General features: G+C 55.8%; 17 protein-coding genes. 3 read left to right on the top strand and 14 right to left on the bottom strand.

Translation table 11 applies throughout. The features are described from left to right. Positions 1 to 6 precede the first annotated feature (6 nt). From B5D61_RS08315 to B5D61_RS08280, 8 genes are read right to left on the bottom strand one after another with little or no spacing between them, the layout of a single operon-like run. Positions 7 to 1875 carry an HD domain-containing protein gene (locus tag B5D61_RS08315; RefSeq protein ID WP_078812868.1) on the bottom strand — a complete coding sequence of 623 codons (1869 nt, stop codon included), beginning with the start codon at positions 1873 to 1875 and terminating at the stop codon, positions 7 to 9. A 12-nt stretch (positions 1876 to 1887) separates the two neighbouring features. Next, positions 1888 to 2031 carry a hypothetical protein gene (locus tag B5D61_RS26205; protein WP_176159299.1) on the bottom strand — a complete coding sequence of 48 codons (144 nt, stop codon included), beginning with the start codon at positions 2029 to 2031 and terminating at the stop codon, positions 1888 to 1890. Between the two features lie 11 nt (positions 2032 to 2042). Further along, on the bottom strand, positions 2043 to 3053 hold the full coding sequence (locus B5D61_RS08310; RefSeq protein ID WP_139373139.1) for a hypothetical protein: 1011 nt from the start codon (positions 3051 to 3053) through the stop codon (positions 2043 to 2045). 39 nt (positions 3054 to 3092) lie between these two features. After that, positions 3093 to 4004: a coiled-coil domain-containing protein gene (locus B5D61_RS08300; RefSeq protein ID WP_078812865.1), complete on the bottom strand. Its 912-nt coding sequence runs from the start codon at positions 4002 to 4004 to the stop codon at positions 3093 to 3095. Positions 4005 to 4038: 34 nt separating this feature from the next. Next, complete coding sequence (locus B5D61_RS08295; RefSeq protein WP_078812864.1) at positions 4039 to 5244, bottom strand: restriction endonuclease subunit S; 1206 nt, start codon at positions 5242 to 5244, stop codon at positions 4039 to 4041. Further along, a complete protein-coding gene (locus B5D61_RS08290; RefSeq protein ID WP_078812863.1) occupies positions 5241 to 6860 on the bottom strand; it encodes a hypothetical protein in 1620 nt (539 codons plus the stop codon). The genes B5D61_RS08295 and B5D61_RS08290 overlap by 4 nt, the downstream gene beginning before the upstream one ends. Before the next feature lie 5 nt (positions 6861 to 6865). Further along, positions 6866 to 7684: a 5'-methylthioadenosine/S-adenosylhomocysteine nucleosidase family protein gene (locus B5D61_RS08285; protein WP_078812862.1), complete on the bottom strand. Its 819-nt coding sequence runs from the start codon at positions 7682 to 7684 to the stop codon at positions 6866 to 6868. Further along, positions 7681 to 8154 (bottom strand): N-6 DNA methylase, encoded by a 474-nt coding sequence (locus B5D61_RS08280; protein WP_078812861.1) that lies wholly within the window; start codon positions 8152 to 8154, stop codon positions 7681 to 7683. The genes B5D61_RS08285 and B5D61_RS08280 overlap by 4 nt, the downstream gene beginning before the upstream one ends. 233 nt (positions 8155 to 8387) lie before the next feature. Here B5D61_RS08280 and B5D61_RS26200 point away from each other — a divergent pair, with 233 nt between their 5' ends. Further along, complete coding sequence (locus B5D61_RS26200; protein WP_176159298.1) at positions 8388 to 8615, top strand: fibronectin type III domain-containing protein; 228 nt, start codon at positions 8388 to 8390, stop codon at positions 8613 to 8615. A 639-nt stretch (positions 8616 to 9254) separates the two neighbouring features. Here the strand turns inward: B5D61_RS26200 and B5D61_RS08275 are convergent. Together B5D61_RS08275 and B5D61_RS08270 are read right to left on the bottom strand one after the other, a co-directional pair. Next, positions 9255 to 10187, bottom strand: a complete 933-nt coding sequence (locus B5D61_RS08275) for an alpha/beta hydrolase (RefSeq protein WP_078812860.1) — start codon at positions 10185 to 10187, stop codon at positions 9255 to 9257. A 4-nt stretch (positions 10188 to 10191) separates the two neighbouring features. Next, on the bottom strand, positions 10192 to 10875 hold the full coding sequence (locus tag B5D61_RS08270; protein ID WP_078812859.1) for an ABC transporter ATP-binding protein: 684 nt from the start codon (positions 10873 to 10875) through the stop codon (positions 10192 to 10194). Positions 10876 to 11030: 155 nt separating this feature from the next. Between B5D61_RS08270 and B5D61_RS08265 the strand changes: the two genes are divergently transcribed. After that, positions 11031 to 12377: a sodium:proton antiporter gene (locus B5D61_RS08265; protein WP_078812858.1), complete on the top strand. Its 1347-nt coding sequence runs from the start codon at positions 11031 to 11033 to the stop codon at positions 12375 to 12377. Positions 12378 to 12466: 89 nt separating this feature from the next. On the opposite strand, the gene B5D61_RS08260 is transcribed toward B5D61_RS08265, so the two are convergent. Both B5D61_RS08260 and B5D61_RS08255 read right to left on the bottom strand, forming a co-directional pair. Then, entirely contained in the window at positions 12467 to 13951 is a 1485-nt protein-coding gene (locus tag B5D61_RS08260; RefSeq protein WP_078812949.1) for a SulP family inorganic anion transporter, read from the bottom strand. Between the two features lie 332 nt (positions 13952 to 14283). Beyond that, positions 14284 to 15549, bottom strand: coding sequence for an MFS transporter (locus B5D61_RS08255; protein WP_078812857.1), 1266 nt, complete (start codon positions 15547 to 15549; stop codon positions 14284 to 14286). Positions 15550 to 15739: 190 nt separating this feature from the next. Between B5D61_RS08255 and B5D61_RS08250 the strand changes: the two genes are divergently transcribed. Beyond that, complete coding sequence (locus B5D61_RS08250; RefSeq protein ID WP_078812856.1) at positions 15740 to 17056, top strand: MFS transporter; 1317 nt, start codon at positions 15740 to 15742, stop codon at positions 17054 to 17056. A 67-nt stretch (positions 17057 to 17123) separates the two neighbouring features. Here B5D61_RS08250 and B5D61_RS08245 read toward each other — a convergent pair whose 3' ends face one another. Together B5D61_RS08245 and B5D61_RS08240 are read right to left on the bottom strand one after the other, a co-directional pair. Further along, positions 17124 to 17918, bottom strand: coding sequence for a sugar isomerase domain-containing protein (locus tag B5D61_RS08245; protein ID WP_078812855.1), 795 nt, complete (start codon positions 17916 to 17918; stop codon positions 17124 to 17126). Positions 17919 to 18137: 219 nt separating this feature from the next. Then, positions 18138 to 19112 (bottom strand): hypothetical protein, encoded by a 975-nt coding sequence (locus B5D61_RS08240; RefSeq protein WP_078812854.1) that lies wholly within the window; start codon positions 19110 to 19112, stop codon positions 18138 to 18140. Positions 19113 to 19130: the final 18 nt, after the last annotated feature.

Raw genomic sequence — 19130 nt, 5'->3', positions numbered from 1 at the left:
TGAAGCTCATTTGGATTGCGCAAACCACTTTAGTAACGGTGCATCACTCTGAGCCAATCGGCCAAAAAGGGTCAGACAGAAATCCGTTTTCAGTCTCGCAATGAGCGATTCGGCAAATTCCTTTCCGTCCGTGATATTCTGCCCCTCACTCGAATATCTTTGAAGTTGGAAATATCCATCGAGTGTGTCAAAATCCATCGCTAAGCGCGCATTGACCGACTTTTGGGCAACAAACTCTTCGTTTAGCGACCAAAAGTTAGCCATTCCTGTGAAAATGGATAAGCCGCCAAATCCAGAGATTCGCCGCATCACCTGACGTTCCTGAAAAAGATCTGCTTCTGACTTGTCGGATAGTGGTTTGTCGCCGGTGAATGCTTCTGAAAGATCGTGAATTAAAAGCATCTCAACAACCCTATGCTTTGAGTAACTAGGGTCAGATAATTCTTCAGTTCCGGCATTCTCAGGCAGGAAGATTTGGGCAAGAATCATCGCGCCCCATGTGTGATCAGCCACTGATTCAGGTTCATAAATTCCCCTTTGCAGCCAGCCTTGGCGTCGTGTGACTTTCAACTGATAAAAATCTGAAACCACGGAGCCAGGACTTGCCTTTGCTCGCTGAAGAATCGATGTACTCGCGTCAATGAATGAAGCGAAGGGCGGTAGTAGTTTTATAATTCGGGATAGCCTGAAATCGTTAACGAGATCAACAATCGAGTTCCGGATTAAATCGCTAAGACTCCCGGCTAAATGACGAGGGACAGCTAGAGACATCAAAGTCTGCAACTCAATTTCTGTCATTGGCCGTGCAGACTGATTAGTGAGGTCCGTGCGAAGGCGTAGAATCAATGTCGTGAAAGTATTTGTCCCGGGGTTTGAAGTCAAGTCAGGCACGATTGAATCACCGTAATAATCGAGGTGAAAGCCCCGATTCAACTCGTCAACAATGGGATCGCTAATTAGCTTCTGAACATACGCCATAGATGCGTAATCGTCTCCTAAGTATGCCAAGCTTATATAAATAGTCCTCTCCAGAAACAACTCGTCTCTTAGACTTCCATTGTCCACAGCGTTGACGCTTTGGAGATTTTGCAACGCGTGCGTGTGTTCAGCGAGATACGACTTCAAGACATCAACCGCTTCTTTCCGAACGGCAGAGTCAGTGAATCGCCCTAGTATGTAAGCAAGCTTACCGCGAGCCCAAATTGTGCGGGAAGGATAAATCCGCCGAATCGCAGCCAGCATCTCCATCTGCATGCGTGGGGAAGCATTGATTAATTGCTTTATCAAGACAGTAAAACCAACACGATCAACGTATTGGCTTCTATCCTCGTCTCTTGCCTGCTGTCCCTGTTTGAGCAGAGCCTCAAGCACATGTTCAGCCGCTGATAGTTCTTTTTCACTGATGGCACGCACGGGTTCACTGGAATTTCGTGTCGCTGCCCCCTCGCGGATATGATAACGCTCTCCGGTAATCCCCCAACGAAGACGATCAATGTTCTCTTCGGCAAACGCTGGCCTCAAGTCTACCGTGCCACGATTGCTCAAGAATGGTGGTAGATCGATGTTTTCTGGAGCCCCTGGTAAGAAGACGGGAATTACTGGGCGATCATCTTTTACCGCATAGATCAAAGCATTCTCCAGTTCTTCTATTTCCCATGGTCCCGTGCCACTTGGACCGATCAAGACAGCAACGCTCTTGCTGCACTTGATTGCCTTATCAAGCAGCTTCTGCCAGCGCAATCCTGGCTGCAGTTCATCCTCATCCAGCCATGAACGCAGACCTAAACCATTTAGCCACGTCTTCAGCTCTTTTACCAAGGCCTTGTCACGGCTGTTGTGGCTCAAAAATACGTCATATGATGCGTTATCTGCCATTGCGAATATTGGTTAAAAGTAATGGAGAGAGCTTCTTGAGAATAAGCGGAAAAAAAACGCGGTCTCGCCCAGCACTGAACTGCCCGCGCCGCTGCCGAGGCTCGTCGTTGCGTCGAGGAGAACCTGCTCGACGGTGTCGGATTCGGGGAAGCTCATGGAGATAGAATCTATAAACTGTCGTCGCTATCTTCATCACCATATCCCGTCGGGCCACTCGGACGTGGGGAGAAGGCACACCTATATGGGCTGGGTTCCCGTGTTTTGAGGGGCGACTGGGGTTGGTTTGTGCTAGCCGAGAAACTCCAATTTAGAACACTGATCTGCTCAGGTTCGGAGTAATCTCCTTTTGCCAGCTTGTCCCGTAGCACTCGGACATCATTCATTAACGCCGAAACCATAGAGATAGCGTCAGCCACAAATGAACTGCTGGGTTCGTCGCACCCCATAAGCACACGCAATGTCTTTCTAGCCTCGTATGCCTGTCTTAGCAGTTCTGGACCTGGATCAATGTAGCGTTCATCGAGAAGGAGCGATAAGCACGAGTGTTGACCGACCGAACTTGGATACCTTCGAAATCTGCCGCCCGACAGTTCTCCAAGGATGCCGGTCAACTCTGTGTGTAACGCACTGAACCTGCGGGCGGCGTCCAATGTCTTGATTCTCGTGCTCTGAACAAACTCACGCTCCAGGTAATCACTCACCGGGTTATCAGGCCTCTCCGGTTCCGCGTTGATATGGTCAACGATGCCCTTTAGATCTTCCGCAAACTTCTTCACATGTCTCGGCTCGGTGCCATAGATCAGGGACCAGTATCCGCGCAGATCGGAAGGAATGTGACTGGCTCCTTGAGCGACGATGATCGTGCGTTTGCTCAGGGAGTGGCGAACACCGAGTTCGTAGAAGACATTGGGGTTGGCGTCCGTGATGTCCGCCAGCACGATGTAGGACGTCCGGAGGCGCTCGACGATGGATTTGATGAGGCTTCCGGTGCTCACTTTGGCTCTGGAGCACGAAAGCCCTGCGGCTTCGGCGGCGGGTGAGAAGACGTTTTCAAAGATGTCCGTCCATTGCTCCTCGGTGCAGGACTTGCTGCCGGAGAAGGGCATGATCACGAACATGTCCCGTTGGGGATTCGATGCCGGAGAGGGGGGCTTCTTTTTGGATGCTTTGGTCGCCATGGTCGTGGTGGGTTGAGGATCGTGCAGAGCCGATGATGATCAGAAGTCGCTGGCATCGAGATAGGATGATCCGGTTTGGTGGGCGTGGCGTTTGATGCGGGACACCACTTGCGGAGGTGTCATTTCACCACGCATGATCAGATTGAAGACGTGGCCTGAATCCAAAAGCAGCATCGGCGTGCGCTGCTTTGACGCAGCCAGCTTAGCTCCTTCGTTGAAGCAAGATTGAGAGATAAACAGGCCCATGGTATTGTCTGCCTTGGATTCAATCTTCGCCATGAAGATGTCGATGTTCGGAGACCCGATGGGCTCGTTTACCAGTTTGGTTTCGATGAGGAAGGTCGTGCCTTCTATTGTAATGGCTCCATCAATCTGCCGACCTGTCGCTTTGTAGCCGGGACGGGCTTCGAGTTCGAAGTAAATCGCCAGATCGTAGCTCCACCGCTCGAACTCATATCCACTTTCTTGGGTTCCGATCTTGCTCGTGAGGTTATTTAACGCTGTCTGGAGCTTTTCAAGAGACTGTTGCGCCGCTTGTCTTTTCGCGACCTCCTCGATCGCGGCCTTTCGCCTTGCTTCAGAAGCTCTTGTTTCGCGGATCGTTTCGTTGATCTCCGAAACCGCCCTTCTCAACCGATTGATGGCCTCAGCCGCCTCAGGGATTCGTTCTTTGGTGTCCTCCTTCCGTTCCAAGTCGGGAAAGGGGTTCATCTCCGCCAATGATCTCGCCATACCCAAGATCGCGTTCTGCCCCTTTTCGTCTTTCACTTGCCTCGGCCACAGCCACTCAATGAATTCGCGTTTGGATTGGTCCGCCTGCCATTGAGCAAGTGCTGTTTCGGAGATTTGGTGCTGAATCAAAAACATCCGCAAGCTGCCCTTGAACCAAATCGCCTTGAAAAGAGCGTTTTGGGTCAATTCGACGAATGCTAGCGAAAGTTTCTTGTTCATTGCATCTGCTCGACGGTATTGGATTTGGTCAAGCTCATGGAAGAATGGAATTGAGAATGCCCGATGATATTGCGCGTAAGTCTGCTAACGCACGCGCTTTGAGAGCAGAATCAAAGCTCTTTGCCTTCGTCGCCAGATCCCTCTGTTTTTCAACGGGCGGGCAGGGCACCTTAAACGAACTCAGAGACTTCAAAGTGACTGTTGGTTGAACGCTTCCTGTCGCCGCTCGGTCTGACTGCCGTTTTCCAAAGGGTGAGTTCAGGAAAAGAGCGAGATACTCACTGTCGAAGACGTCGGGATTCGGAATGATGTGGGCAATATGGCGCTGAAAAACGAACGGGGTATCGAAATCAACCAGCAGTGCCACGCCATAGGTCGCTCCAACCGCAGTGTATAAAATATCGCCGTGCTTCGGCCGAACCCGACGTGTCAACTCCATGTATGTTTCCTCACTGACAAACTTGATGTGACTCCAATCCACCCATCCTGAAGAAATCGTTTTCACGAGGAAAAAGGGAACGCCTTCATCAGTAACCCCTGGTGGCTGATGTGTTCCATCGGTGACACGTTGGCAGCCTTTCAACAGCGAAGTAATCTGGCCGTGTTCGCGAGCTTGCTCGATGAACGCATGCACGGTTGCAGCCTTTGCATTCTCAAGGGCAGACCGAAGTGTGATTGCCTGCTGTTCGTTTTCATCCACCGCCCAGAGGATTTCCGCGATGCGGCGCTGCTGGTCGAGCGGTGGGAGGTCGAAGGTCTCCAGCTTGAGCGTGGTCCAGTTGATGGTGGGCGAGAGCGAGCCGACGGAAATCTCGACGGCGCGGTTCATGAAGCGGTCGCTCATCATGAGGAAGGGCAGGAACTCCGGCAGCACCTTGTCCGGCCTGGCCCGAATGACCATGGCATGAGCGGAGCAGATCCCGCAAAATTCCGCCACAGCCAGCTTCCGCTGATAGGCGCGGCGGCGGCCAAAGATGATGTCGCCCTTCCGGAACCGCAGCTTCGTGCCCGTGACATCGCTGCCCTTCCCCCAGCGCCGGATGTGCAGGCACTGCGGGTCCAGATGCTCCAGCCCGACATAAATCTCCTCCTGCGCATCTTTCGGCTCCGCCCGCTCCCCGATGTTCTCGGCAAACTCTCCAAATGCCATGCGCTTCCACCCCGTGCGCTCAAAGAGCGAGAGCGAGGCCCAGGCGGGGTTGGGCTTCAGTTTGGCGGGTGAAGGATGAGTGGCGGTCATTCCTCTATTCCGATTGTTTTTAGATACGCATCCAAGGAGATGACCTGTTTTTGGAAACCAGCCGACGATGCAGCTACGACAATCTCTTTGTCGCCAGTAACCAAATGGACCGACCCATCCTCAATTGTTCCGGGCCCGATTGAGAATGCAATCATGCTGTCCCAAACAAAGTTCCAACGCTTATTTTTCGGACTCGCGAGATTTACCGATTGTGGTGTCGCAAGTTTTTGAAGCAGGACGCGCATGAGGTGAAATGGTGTGGCGAAGATTTTTCGGACAAGCTCCGCCTTGGCCTGAAACTCGTCTGGAGGAATCGAAGTAATGCCGACTTCCACGGCGTTACTCGCAACGATGTAATGCGACCAGGCAGCAAAAAACTCGGGGGTCTCAAAGTAGGCGCGGACTTTTCTAAGTGCTTCATTATCTGTCGTTTCACCGAAAAAGGCTTTCGCAGCGCCCGGCTCGAACTTCTCAACAACCGCCGCCATGCCATTAAGCCACGATTGTTCCTTGGCGAGCATTCCGCGGCCAAGATTCTGAATGTTGGCTTGCGCCACGGAATCAGAGAGATCTGGAGCATGCCTGGTAATATGCGTTACCAAGCTGCCTAGATTTTGAAGGCCTTGCTCATAGCCTGGAGGCAGACGACCGAAAAGTTCTCGGCAGACCGTTAAAAGAGCATCTGCCATGATGTTAACACCGCCTTCAGGACGACTGCTAGACGTCGCGTGCTCACCGAGAGCGACCAGAGCATGTAAACAATGGTGGTAACCGGGGTCGCCGACATCCATTAAGTGCGAAATTAGCTCCCAGATTACGATTGGGTGAGCGAGCACAAGTCTGCCCGCATTCCTGTCTTTGTTCCGCAGGAGAACAGCCTTTGCACGCGACTCTTCGAGACCTAGTCCATAAGTGAGTTGGCGATACGCGTTCGTATCAAAAATCACAACTTCACTGGTCGTTCGCTGATCCACTTCTCTTCTTTTCGATGCTTCCCCAGACGCTCTCAGGAATTCACCGGGCAAAATGGAGAACCGCTCGTCCAAGTAATATTTGGCTGCTTGAACAAGGATCCGTTTCCCGGAAGTGGGATCGTATTTCAGTTGCGTTGAAAGCATCTGAGCGACCTTGGCAAACACGCTATGGACCGCGTTTGCCGCATCGCTATATACCCGGCCATGATAAGGACGACCGGGACCTACCTTTTGAAGTATCGACCGGATGTCGTGGATGTGGCTGAAAGTCTTTTCGACAAATTCGAGAACGAGCGCATTAAAGTAGCCCTCTCCGTAACGGACTTCCACTCGTTGGAGGTCGGTACGCAGTATGATGGAGAAGCGGAGACCTTCGTTTTCTTGGCTGGTAGCTCTCACTCCACGACCCAGAAGAAATGAATTGAGCGTCTCGTGCCACTCGAACGCATCTACCTGAGTTGATCCATTTCCGGGCTTTGTGAAGACGTAAATCATTGATGGTCGGAACGTGAATCCCTCTCGGCGTCGTTCGATTTCGCACTCGCTCTCTGCAGAGGCGTCCAGTAGTGCCTCAAGCTCACGAAGCTTGGGATGCGTGAAATGGGAACCCTGTGGTTCGAATAGTTCATCAAGATTGGGCATAATGATTAGCACTCGGATTCTGGTTCAAAATCCCGCAGTGCGGTGAGGACAAATTTCGCCGCGTTCTCACAGGCATAGTTTCTCCATAGTTGAACCTCGCGATCACGCTTCTTGTCCGCAAAATCGGAGATTCCCTTCACTACGATCCAAGCTGGTTCGGCAGGGTCGCTTGCTGCCAAAAAACCAGCACCTTCCATTTCCCCGCCGATCACAGGGTCGGCATCTTGGGAAAGATGTTTCACAAGATGATCTCTATACTTCGCGCAATGTATTTTGGCGCCGCCGGTCAATATCGGGCCGAATTTCACTCGCGACTTCCACTCATCGCGCTCTGCCAAGATGCCAAATAAGCGGAGAAGTGATTCTTTTGCCGGAAATGGCTTCGCCTCAGAGTAGTCTATCTGGCTTGACCAGAATCCAGAAGAGACCTTTCGATTATCATAGGTCAGAAGAGATCTAGAAACGAGTACGTCGCCGTGTTGTTGTCGCCTTCTATCAACCCCAAAAGCCATTCCAACAGAGATCATCGCGGTCGCTCTGGTTTCGGCCACTGCCATCAGTGCTCGAGCAGCGGAACCGCCGCGTGAAAACGTCCCCATTTCCGTTTGAACGGCAAGAACACGCGGATACGAGCCAACCGGTCCCAAGTCATAGTACCGGAAATATGCTCCCTTCAACCTGCGGAACGAGAGCCCGAGGTTCTTCGCTGCCTCTTTCAGTTTTTCCTTTTCGGACGTAGTCGCGACGAAGAGCAGGACGTCACATCGGAAGTCCTCAGCAGGTATTGCTGCTGGCTGCGGGGTCAGTTGAGGAATAACGATCATACGCGAGGACCCAGGTTATTTAGAGCTCGTCTGGCTGTAACCGCGCTCTCTATCCAAGCGCTGATCACATCTGGCAGCGCGGCGGTGGCGGATTCTCCCGCTCCATCCGTCTGCACATGTGTTTCCCCTCCGACGTAAAGCGGGATGCTCAGATTGCCCTCCTTCGCCCGGATTTCCTCAATGGGCACAGCGCGGGTGAAGCCGGGCTCGTCTTTGAAGTCCTGATAAGCGCGGACGACGCGCTGGAGGTGCTCGTCGGTGAGGAAGCTCTGGGTGCGTTCGCGGGCGACTTCGTTCACCGCGTTGATAAAGAGGATTTTGCCGCGCTGGGCCCTGGGCTTCTGCGAGCGGCAGACGACGACGCAGGCTTCCATGGGCGAGTTGTAGAAGATGTTCGGACCGAGGCCGACGACACACTTGATGAGGCCTGCTTCGATAGTAGGATTTAAGTTAGAAGCAGTGATGCTCATGAGGGCGCTGCGCCGAAGAGGAGATCGTCTGAGATGTTTTGATGCGAGATGAGTCCTGATCTAAGCGATGAACACAGGCAGTGACAAGCAAGATGCAGGGCTTTTTGCCTGATGGGAATGCGGAGGGCAGGACTCGGTGAACAGAAAGGCGTCAGCGCATTTTTTCTTAACTGAATAATCGGGAACGATCTTTCTTTACACGCTATAAGGTAAGACATTTATATATTTACCATTTGCGCATTTCTTATCAAAGGCATTATAGGGGCGCGCAGTTATCTGCTGGAGAAGAGTGTGGTGCTGCGGGATGGTTGCTCGACTGGGTGCTGATCAAGGTTGGCGGCAGCAATGCCAAGCTGGAGGGTCTGGAGGTGGGCACGCGTTATGCCTTCCGCGTCGCGGCGGTGGGTGGTACCGAAGGTCGTAGTCCCTGGAGTCTGGAAGTGGAACGCGTGGCGGGTTAAGGGAAACCTCGTCTTCTCTGCCCCCATGGATGGTCCTTGGAGATTCGGGGTTGGGAGGAACCCGCTGCATTCCCCGCAGGCGGAGGTGGTAAGACGACGATGGATGTTGTTCGGTCTTCAACGCCGCTTTGGCTCCGCACTGCCTTCCCCACGAAGTCACGGACCAGACGCATCCCGCAGTCGCGGGACAAGGGCGATGTCCCTACCCAAGGGCATGAGGCTACTCGCCATTTGTCCCTCTTGAGATTCCACACGGCCAAGGCCCCTGCGACCGTCTAGACCACATCATCTTTCAAGGACTCCCCCGTCCTGGGAAAGTCAGGCGAGTAGGCTCCGCCATACTCGCGCTCCAGTCCCCTGGCCTGCGCTGTCTTTTGATAGGATAGAAATCGGCGGCTCTTGGGTGGACCGAGAGCCCTCCCCTCAAACCCGAAGCTACGGACGAGACGCATCCCGCAGTCGCGGGACACGGGCGATGTCCCTATCAGGAAACAGCGGACGAGAGCGTCCGAACTCCTCTCTAACCTCAACACCGCCAGCACGACCTACAATCAGGCCCAAATGCAGGCGGTCATCAACAAACTCAATGAACTCATCTCTTCCCTGTGGCGGGTTGTGAGAGGGCGATGGCGTGTGCATTCACGGTGCAGCGGGGGCCGGTGACGCCTGCAACTGCTGCACCATCCACTGGGCCATGAGGTGGGCATCCCACATCATGGTGGGCCAGCCGTGTTTCTTGCCGGAACGCACATCAAGGATGACGTGATGGCCGAGTTCAGCCGCGCGTTTCTGGAAGCGTTCGGATTGTTCCAGAGGCACCAGGGTATCCGCACTGCCATGGATGATGTAAATGGGCGGTAAGGCGGAGCTGATGTGGAAAATGGGGGAGAGCTCCTGACCGATGACTTTCCACTGGGCCAAATCCGCTGCCTCGGGGCCGAAAGATTTGCGGAAGCTTTTGGGAGGGCCGCCATCGTGGAGGTTTTCGGTGGAGGAACCCAGATTGATAAGATCGGTCACGGGGTAGAAAACGGCAGCGGCCTGAACGGAACCGTCTTCCCGCAGGACGGCATCGGCCGCGCCTGGCTCGCCAGCGCCGCCTCGGGTGGCCAGCATGAGACTGAGATGACCGCCGGAGCTGCCCCCGACCACACCGAGGCGTTTGGGATCAATGCCGTAGTCCTGGGCATGCAGGCGGACGAAGCGAACGGAGCGCTGCACGTCCTGAACGATCTCCTGAATGGTGGCCTCGGGCTGGGATAAATGCGAGACAGCGATCACCGTCATGCCCTGACGTAGGAACGAAGCGGCCATCCAGGACTCAAACTTCTGCGGGCCGGACTTCCATGCGCCGCTCACGATCATGAGTACGCCGATGCCCTTGGCCATCTCTGGGCGAATGACCCGCAAGGTTAGATCGTGACCATGCCGCTGGGTGTAAACGATCTGCTCGGACTCGGTGTGCGCGGGATGGAAAAACCACCACGCGGCTCCGCCAACAGGGAGCAGGAGCAAAAGGATCAGCAGGGCGATCTTCAGCAGAAGACCGAAGCAGCCGCGCAGACGGTTCATCGGCTTAGCCTTCCTCCAGCTTGCCCTGCTTCAGGATCAATCGGCGGTCGCCACGCTTGGCCATCTGTTGGTCGTGCGTGACGACGACGAGGGTCTTTTTGGATTCATCCACCACCTGCAGGAGCATGTCCATCACGCCTGTGCCCGTGCTGGCGTCGAGGTTTCCCGTCGGCTCATCGGCATAAAGGATGCCGGGATCATTGATGAGCGCGCGGGCAATGGCGACGCGCTGCTGCTCACCGCCGGAGAGCTCCGTCGGAAGGTGATCGATACGAGCCGTGAGACCGACTTTTTCGAGCAGTTCCCGCGCACGCCCCTCCGCCTTGCGTCCGCCAATCATCGAGGGAAGGAGGACGTTTTCCAGGGCCGTGAGTTCTGGCAGGAGGAAGTAATGCTGGAAAACGAAACCCATGGTCTGGTTGCGCATCTTGGCCCGCACCTTGGAGGAGCCATGGTAGAGGGATTGTCCGTGGATCTGTACATCTCCCGAGGTGGGTTTTTCCAATCCGCCTAAGACATAGAGGAGGGTCGTCTTCCCGGCTCCAGACTGGCCACACAGGAAGACTTTTTCCCCCGCCTTCACTTCCAGAGCCACCCCCTGGAGCACAGGCAGTTGGTGTCCCCCCAGTGTATAAGTGCGGTGGAGATCGGAGGCGACGAGAGGGACGGCGCTGGCGGGGGCATTCATGCGTAGCCTATTGGGACATCCGATCTGTCATTTGTCATCTGATTCTTCGGCACTGGCATGGTCTGTGCGTTGGCCGGGCAAGTCCTGCCCTTCTTGTGCAAAGTCTTCGACAGAAAACTTGCCAAATCGGGCGAACTCACGACATATCCCGCCCGATGCTCCCACTCCTTGCCGCTGCCGCCGCTGAGGCCCAGGCTCACGCCCACGCCTCTCTCCCTCCCTATTGGACTGTCGCTCCCTTTGCCCTGCTCCTGCTGTGCATTGCCCTGATGCCACTCTTTGCCGCGCATTTTTGGGAACACCATTATCCAAAAGTGGCGGTCGGGCTTGGTCTGGTCACCGCCATCTACTACCTGACCGTGCAGGGGGATTGGCATCCGCTGCTGCATGCGGGCCACGAGTATGTGAGTTTCATGGCCCTGGTGGGGTCGTTGTTCGTCATCTCGGGCGGCATCAATATCCGTGTGAAGGGTGAGGCTACGCCGCTGAGAAACACCATCTTCCTGGCCATCGGGGCCGTCTTGGCCAACTTCATCGGCACGACCGGTGCCTCGATGCTGATGATCCGCCCCTGGATCAAGATGAACAAGTATCGCATCACCGGCTTTCACGTGGTGTTTTTCATCTTCATTGTCAGTAATGTCGGTGGCTGCCTGACCCCCATCGGTGACCCACCGCTGTTCCTGGGCTTCCTGCGCGGCGTTCCCTTCGGCTGGGTGCTGGAGCATTGCTGGAATGGCTGGGCCATGGCTGTGGCGCTGCTCCTTGCCGTGTTCTTTGCCATTGATAACATCAACTTCCGCAAGGCTCCCAAGGCCGTGCGTGAGAAAGAAACGGCTGAGGAGCACTTTTTTATTCGTGGCTTGATGAATCTCGCCTTCCTGGGCGTGGTGCTGGGCGCCGTGTTCCTGCCCAAGAGCGTGCAGGAAACCGTCATCGGTGGGGTGCTCAGCGTGCCAGCCATTGTCATGATCAGTGCGGCCGTGGCCTCCTACTTCACCACCAAACCCGAACTGCATGAAGCCAATGACTTCAACTTCGGTCCGGTGAAGGAAGTGGGTTTCCTCTTCATCGGTATCTTCCTCACCATGATCCCTGCCCTGCAGATCCTGCAGAGCGGTGAAGCGGTGAAAATCAGCTCTCCTCTCGGCTATTACTTTGCCACAGGTGCTCTCTCCGCCTTCCTGGACAATGCGCCGACCTACCTGAGCTTCCTGGCCGCTGCCATGGGCACGGAGCATCTCTCGGTGGAGAGTCCAACGGATGTCTTGGCCTTTGCGGGTTCCCATCCGCACCTGCTCATGGCGATTTCCCTCGGCGCGGTGTTCTTCGGAGCTGGCAGCTACATCGGCAATGGCCCGAACTTCATGGTCAAAGCCATCGCCGATAAAGCCAAGGTCCATACGCCTGACTTCCTGCGCTACATGTGGCAGTTCTCCATCCCCGTGCTGCTGCCGATCCTGGTGATCGTGGGGTTTGTCCTGCTCAAAGGCGGGCATTGATTCAGCCCGGCCACTCTGACGTTTTAAGCTTCCATCAGCCCTAGGTTTCTAGGGCTGATTTTTTGTTTAGGCCCGACGAGCTGACTCCATCAGTGCGTGAGCACATCCACATCGGCATCCACCTTGTCATGGATGCCAAGACGATCCACCAAAGTCGCGCTGGCTTCGTTCAGGCCGAGCACCTGCACTTCAGCCCCTTCCCGGCGGAATTTGAGGACTACCTGATCCAGCGCTGACACCGCCGTGAGGTCCCAGAAGTGAGCATGACTGACGTCAATGATCACCTTTTTCAGCGGTTCTTTGAAGTCAAACTCCCGCGTGAAGGCTCCGGCGGACGCAAAGAAAAGCTGACCAATGACCTGATACGTGCGTGTGGCGGACTCGGCCTCCAAGGATGAGGTAACCCGCAGGAAACGGGCGACCTTACGGGCAAAGAACAGGGCACTGAGCAAGACACCGACGCCGACACCGAGCGCCAAGTTGTGCGTCCACACCACCACTGAGACGGTAGCAATCATGACCAGGCTGGAGCTGCGCGGATGCAGTCGCATGTTCTTAAACGAAGCCCACGAAAAGGTGCCAATGGAGACCATGATCATCACGGCGACCAACGCGGGCATGGGGATCTGACGCACCCAAGGACCGAGCAAGACCAGCAGGATCATGAGAAACACGCCCGCAACAAAGGTGGAGAGACGACCACGACCGCCTGACTTCACATTGATGACAGACTGACCGATCATGGCACACCCGGCCATCCCGCCGAAGAGTCCAGCCACGATGTTAGCCAATCCCTGCCCGGTGCACTCCCGGTTTTTATTGCTGGGTGTATCGGTCATCTCATCCACGATCTGCGCCGTCATGAGGGACTCCAGCAGACCCACCGATGCCAAGCCGACGGAGTAAGGCAGCACGATCCACAGCGTCTCCAGCGTCCAGGACACCTGCGGCCACAAAAACACCGGCAGAGACTCCGGCAAAGCGCCCAAATCCCCGACCCGTCTCACATCGAGCTGAAAATAGATCGCCACAATCGTCATGACGATGATGGCCACCAGGGGAGAGGGCACCACCTTGGTCAGACGCGGCAGCAGATAAATGATCGCCAGCGAACCGGCCACCATCGCATACATCGTTAGGCCAGCGCCATGAAACTCGGGGAGCTGAGCCATGAAGATGAGGATCGCCAGGGCATTGACGAAGCCTGTCATCACCGATTTGGACACGAACCGCATGACATCACCGATCCGTGCCCAGCCTGCGATGATCTGGATCACCCCAGTGAGCAGGGTGGCGACGAGCAGGTATTGCAGGCCATGCTGCTTCACCAGCGTGACCATGAGTAAGGCCATGGCCCCGGTGGCGGCGGAGATCATGCCGGGACGGCCACCGAAAATTGCCGAAACGACAGCGATGCAGACCGAGGCATAGAGGCCAACCTGGGGATCCACACCCGCGATGCTAGAGAACGCGATGGCTTCAGGGATGAGGGCTAGAGCGACGACAAGACCCGCGAGCAAATCCGCGCGGATGTTTGAGAACCATTCTTTGGAGAGATTTTGCGTAGAGAACACTGAGGCGGTGAGGGAGGTAATGAGTGACACGGAAGGTAAAAAGCCGTCATCAGGCCCGTGAACCTGATGCGGGTGTTTGAAAACTCAGACGGACCGACTGCGCGTGAATCACGAGCAGCTCAGTGGCCGTAAACATGGATCTCGATTGAGCCCAGGGCCCGATCCATCCTGCCCACTAGGGGGGAGTGACCTGCATCGTTGTGACGCAGGAGGTTACAGACTGGGCGGAGAAAACAGACATGCGGCTTTGGTCATTGCCCCAGATGGGAATTGAGGCAACCCGAAAATGCCCAACAGGCGATTTTATAAAACCGCCCTCAGACCGAACGACTCTACCTCACTTCGCGCGGCCGGATCATCAGCACAAGGACGACCGAGACAACACATAGGCTGGCAAAGGCTCCGAAGATGACATTCAGCGGGATGCCATGATCACGCATGTAACCGAAGCCCCAATCGGCAGCTCCCCCGAACATCATGCTGACGAAGTTCATCACCCCATAGCCAGTGGCCCGCACTTCGGGACGAGTGATCTGCGACAGGATGGGCATGTTATTGCAATCAAAGAATCCCCAGCCAATGCCAAATAGAATGAGCGCCGCAATGGCGAGCGAGAAGGAGCCCAGCGCTGGAGCATTCCCCACCCCGAACAAGGCCGGGATGAATAAGAACATGCCGAGGGCACTGGTATAAATGCGGCCACGCGGATTGTGCCGCATCCAACGATCGGCGAGCCAGCCGCCAAAGATCGCCGACACCAAGGCTGCGAATTGCCAATACAGCGCGGCAGAAACCCCGGCCTTCCCTTGGCTGATGTTGAACTCCTGCTGGAGGATGGCTGGACCCCAATCGCGCACGACCCAACCAGCAATGGCGGGTAAGGTGAAATAAAGCACCAAGAGGAGGAAGGACACGTTGGTTAGAAGCTCACGCAACGTTGCCAAGGCGGAAGGCTTCTGATCGATCTCTGCCGAATGAGCAGGTAAAGCTCTTGGAGCATCCTTGAGCAAGAACAGGAGCGGAATCGCATAGAGGATACCGATCAAGCCCGTGAGATCAAAGGCACCGCGCCAGCCCATGTGTTCCCAATCCGCAGCATACCCTGCAAAGCCACCGACCATCACTCCGCAGTAGATCCCCACCTGATGGATGCCCACAGCTCGTGACCGGGTGCCGCCGGTGTGGAAGTCTGCAATCAAAGCAAGCGCTGCCGGAATGTAAAAGGCCTCGCTGATGCCCATCGCCGTGCGGGCCCAATACAAGTGCTCAAAGGAAGTCACATGACCTGTGAGATAGGTGATCAGCGACCAAATAAACAAACTGCCACAGATGGTTAGCTTACGGCTGAAACGATCCGCGATGTAACCTCCGATGGGGCTGAAGATGGCATACACCCACTTGAACGAAGCCAGCATGTGGCCCCAATTCTCTTCACTGCCGATATCCTTCAGATCTCCCATCACCGAGACCTTCATGGAAGCGATCATCTGGCGATCCAGGTAGTTCAACAGAGCTACAGGGAACAAGAGGCCGACAATGAGCCACGCCGTGCGGCTCACCGTGCCAGCAGTGGACGCTGTCGGTGGGGAAGATGTCATAGGGTTGGGTAACGCAGCCATAAATCACAAATCGCAGGCGGGGCAAAGCGTAAAGGGATGCCGATGCTTGACCTCTACCTATAGCTTCTTGCCCACCGCCACCGGTCTCCACCAGAAGAAAGTGCCGGTCCTTTTTGAGAACCAGTGAAGGAAACACCCTCTTGCGGACGCTTATACGGGGCTGTTTTCCATGCCTGCTTCCACCTCACCCCATGAAGCCGCCGTCTATCGCAAGGTGACTTGGCGCCTCATTCCCCTGCTCTTCATCTGCTACATCCTGGCCTACATTGACCGTGTGAATGTCGGCTTTGCCAAGTTGTCTCTGCAAGCCGAGCCTTGGTTTAGCGATGCTGTCTTTGCCACGGGCGCAGGCATTTTCTTCCTCGGGTATTTCTTCTTTGAAGTGCCGGGTAACATCATTCTGCACAAAGTCGGTGCCCGGCTCTGGATCGCCCGCATCATGATCGGCTGGGGCATCATGTCTGCCCTGATGGCCGTGAGCTCGAGCGCCACCTCCTTTTACACCCTGCGCTTTTTGTTAGGGGTGGCCGAGGCAGGCTTCTTCCCGGGCATCATCCTTTATTTGACCTACTGGTATCCGCGCCATCACCGCGCCCGTATCGTTGCGCTGTTCATGACCGCCATCGCCGTCTCGGGTGTCATCGGTGGTCCACTCTCGGGTTGGCTCTTATCCATCTCCGAAGGCTGGCATGGCTTAGCGGCTTGGCAATGGCTCTTCATTTTGGAAGCCATCCCCACCGTCTTACTGGGTGCCGCCGTCCCCTTCCTTCTCGCCGATCGTCCTGCCCAAGCCCGCTGGCTCACCGAGGCTGAAAAAGCCTTCTTGGAGGGACAAATGGCCCAGGATGAGCAAGCCAAAGCTGCGGAAGGTCATCGCGCTCATCGGGTGCGTGATGCCTTCCTCTCACGCAAGGTCTGGTTATGCTGCGCCATCTACTTCGGCGCCATCGTCGGCCTGTATGGCACCTCCTTTTGGCTGCCGCAGATCATCAAAGATAAACTCACGCAGGTGGATTGGCAGGTCGGTCTTTATTCCGCCATCCCCTGGGCCTGTGCCGCCATCGGCATGGTCATCGTGGGTCGTCACAGTGACCGCACCGGCGAGCGTCGCTGGCACATTGGGCTTTCGGCCTTCACCGCCGCAGCCGCCTTTGCCGCCAGTGGCATTCCCGGTCTGCATCCCTATCTCGTGCTCGCCATCCTGGCCGTCGCCATCACCGGCGTCATGAGCACCATCTCCTGCTTCTGGGCTCTGCCCACCTCCATCCTCTCCGGCACCGCCGCCGCCGCAGGCATCGCTTGGATTAACTCGGTGGGTAACCTCGCCGGTTACCTCAGCCCCGAGATGATCGGCTGGCTCAAGACGCATTACTCCCTCCAGGCCGCCCTCAATGGCGTCGGTGCTGCCTTAGCCATCGCTGGGTTCTTGGTGATCTTCGGCACTCGTCCGAGTGAGGGGCGTTCGCAAACGGATCTGGCGAAATAACGGATACAGTCGTTTCGCGCTTTCCCTCACCCCGGCCCTTTCCCCAACGGGGCGAGGGAGGGTGTCGTTAGGCCTTCGGCATTGCAGCCCCCAAGCCCTGATAATACGGCGCGATCCGTCGTGCATGCTCATCGTAGGCGGCTTCGAACAAAGCCGTCGCTCGCTCCGGCCCTACCAGTACGCCTGCCGTCAACACCTTCGGCGGTTGCCCCGCAGCCGTGAGACGCTGCGCCACCTCAGCCTTGATGGCGTTCACTACCAAGCAGCCGCCTACGGTGCTCCCCGGTGCCACGGGCGTTTCCAACCCCTCGATCTTCACCATGGCATCCCCCACGGGGGCGCCTGTATCCAGCACCAGGTCCGCACAGTCCTGCAGCTTCTTCCCTCCTGGATGCCGAGTCGTGCTGGCATCCGCATGCAACTCGGAAATCAGCGCCACCACCCGCACACCACGACGCTGAAACTCCTCTGCCATCTCCACAGGCACCACATTGCATCCGCTCGATGACACCACCAGCGCACTGTCCCCCGCTTTCAGGTCAAAATTGCGCAGAATTCGCGACGCCAAACCGCTGACGTTTTCCAGAAACATCGCCTGCCGTTGGCCATTGGCTCCCACCACCAGATTATGAAACGTCAGGCTCAGTTCGACGATGGGATTGAACCCAGGAAATGACCCATAACGTGGCCACATCTCCTCCACCAGAATCCGGCTGTGACCGGAGCCAAACACATGTACCATCTGCCCGGCCAGGATCGTCTCTGCAAACCAATCCGCCGCTTGGCGGATCGCAGGCAGTTGCCCCCGCACACGTTCGAGCAAAGAGACGGAGAGATCGAGATAAGCTTCAGCAGGAGTCATGGCTCATCACCCTGTCGAGAAACCCTCACGCCGCTTGTAAAAAGTCGTTTTCTCATCGGTCGGAGAGTTGTTGGGGACATGAGCAGCTCTCTAATCAGGAGAAGGCACTGTCCACGGCATTCTCCTTGGGAAGCCTCTAAAAAGATTGCGTTTACGATTTCTTATCGTGCCTCACAAGACGGCATCACTGTTCATGCCTCGCGGATGTTGAAAGGTTATTCAGAAAACCCGCCAGGCTTTGGCTTCGAGCTCTTGCTCAAGGGTATCGTCATTCACTCGACGAAGCAGATTGTAATAACTGTATGGGTACTTGAAGGCATGGCCAATATCCACCTGCTTGTCACCGCGCTCTCTCCAGTATTCGGTGCTGTTGGGCCGCACTTGGCTTGGCTTATGATCTTGACGAGGTTTGTCAGTCGGCCCCGGTCCTTGGCGCGTGATCGTCACGTATTTCAGGAAGGCTTCGCGGCAGCTTTCCGCGCATTCGATATCTCCCATTTCGGCGAGTTCTACCAACGCTTGGCCAAAGGTGAGCATGTGACCGGAAAATCCCTGACCATATCCTTGCCAACGATCCATCGCACGGCCCGCCTCATTCAGCACAAAAGCTGACGTTGCAGCGAGATCTGCAAACGGCGGCAGGTTGATGCTTTCATCCGGCTGAACGTCATCACGCCAAGGCTTGATGGCTCGAATCAATCTGCACACGCCATCAATTCGACGTGGTGTGGCTAGTTCAGGTAGCAGACGGAAACCGCGCATGGCATGCATCGCAAAGATGGCGTTGTGCCCCACCTCGCGGAGTGAGCCATGGGCATCCATAAGCGTCTCCCCAATTTTGTTAACCAGCGACGGGTCCGCCGCCTCCTCTGGAAAAGCGGCGCACAAAGGACTGTGTGCCCAGTTGAGATCGAACAACTGCTCAATTCGAGCCCGCGCGGCATCGGGCAATTGATTTTCCTCGCACATCAGGTGCGCTGCAACTAGGGCCGCAGCCCGATGCCCATCAGCGAAATAGCTCATTTGATGTGCTCGGGCCAATCCATTGAGACCGAGTTCAACGAGACGTTTCGCTGCTGGGTCAGGCTTCAGAGGCTCAGCGCCCTCCGCACCGAGAAGCCTCTCGGCCATCACGCCACAGAGTCCTAACGAAGTCTGCCAAGCAAACTCTCGGCGGCATAGATGAGTGCTCATATCAGTCGGAATGCTGTT

Origin of the sequence: Prosthecobacter debontii (genome assembly GCF_900167535.1) — a bacterium.
In the GTDB taxonomy this organism is placed as follows: Bacteria; Verrucomicrobiota; Verrucomicrobiia; order Verrucomicrobiales; family Verrucomicrobiaceae; genus Prosthecobacter; species Prosthecobacter debontii.
This window is presented reverse-complemented; position numbering and strand designations above follow the sequence as displayed.

Excerpts from the sequence above, each read along its gene's own strand:
- B5D61_RS08315 (WP_078812868.1), bottom strand. The coding sequence starts at position 1,875 with ATGGCAGATAACGCATCATATGACGTATTTTTGAGCCACAACAGCCGT.
- B5D61_RS26205 (WP_176159299.1), bottom strand. The coding sequence starts at position 2,031 with ATGAGCTTCCCCGAATCCGACACCGTCGAGCAGGTTCTCCTCGACGCA.
- B5D61_RS08310 (WP_139373139.1), bottom strand. The coding sequence starts at position 3,053 with ATGGCGACCAAAGCATCCAAAAAGAAGCCCCCCTCTCCGGCATCGAAT.
- B5D61_RS08300 (WP_078812865.1), bottom strand. The coding sequence starts at position 4,004 with ATGAACAAGAAACTTTCGCTAGCATTCGTCGAATTGACCCAAAACGCT.
- B5D61_RS08295 (WP_078812864.1), bottom strand. The coding sequence starts at position 5,244 with ATGACCGCCACTCATCCTTCACCCGCCAAACTGAAGCCCAACCCCGCC.
- B5D61_RS08290 (WP_078812863.1), bottom strand. The coding sequence starts at position 6,860 with ATGCCCAATCTTGATGAACTATTCGAACCACAGGGTTCCCATTTCACG.
- B5D61_RS08285 (WP_078812862.1), bottom strand. The coding sequence starts at position 7,684 with ATGATCGTTATTCCTCAACTGACCCCGCAGCCAGCAGCAATACCTGCT.
- B5D61_RS08280 (WP_078812861.1), bottom strand. The coding sequence starts at position 8,154 with ATGAGCATCACTGCTTCTAACTTAAATCCTACTATCGAAGCAGGCCTC.
- B5D61_RS08275 (WP_078812860.1), bottom strand. The coding sequence starts at position 10,187 with ATGAACCGTCTGCGCGGCTGCTTCGGTCTTCTGCTGAAGATCGCCCTG.
- B5D61_RS08270 (WP_078812859.1), bottom strand. The coding sequence starts at position 10,875 with ATGAATGCCCCCGCCAGCGCCGTCCCTCTCGTCGCCTCCGATCTCCAC.
- B5D61_RS08265 (WP_078812858.1), top strand. The coding sequence starts at position 11,031 with ATGCTCCCACTCCTTGCCGCTGCCGCCGCTGAGGCCCAGGCTCACGCC.
- B5D61_RS08255 (WP_078812857.1), bottom strand. The coding sequence starts at position 15,549 with ATGACATCTTCCCCACCGACAGCGTCCACTGCTGGCACGGTGAGCCGC.
- B5D61_RS08250 (WP_078812856.1), top strand. The coding sequence starts at position 15,740 with ATGCCTGCTTCCACCTCACCCCATGAAGCCGCCGTCTATCGCAAGGTG.
- B5D61_RS08245 (WP_078812855.1), bottom strand. The coding sequence starts at position 17,918 with ATGACTCCTGCTGAAGCTTATCTCGATCTCTCCGTCTCTTTGCTCGAA.
- B5D61_RS08240 (WP_078812854.1), bottom strand. The coding sequence starts at position 19,112 with ATGAGCACTCATCTATGCCGCCGAGAGTTTGCTTGGCAGACTTCGTTA.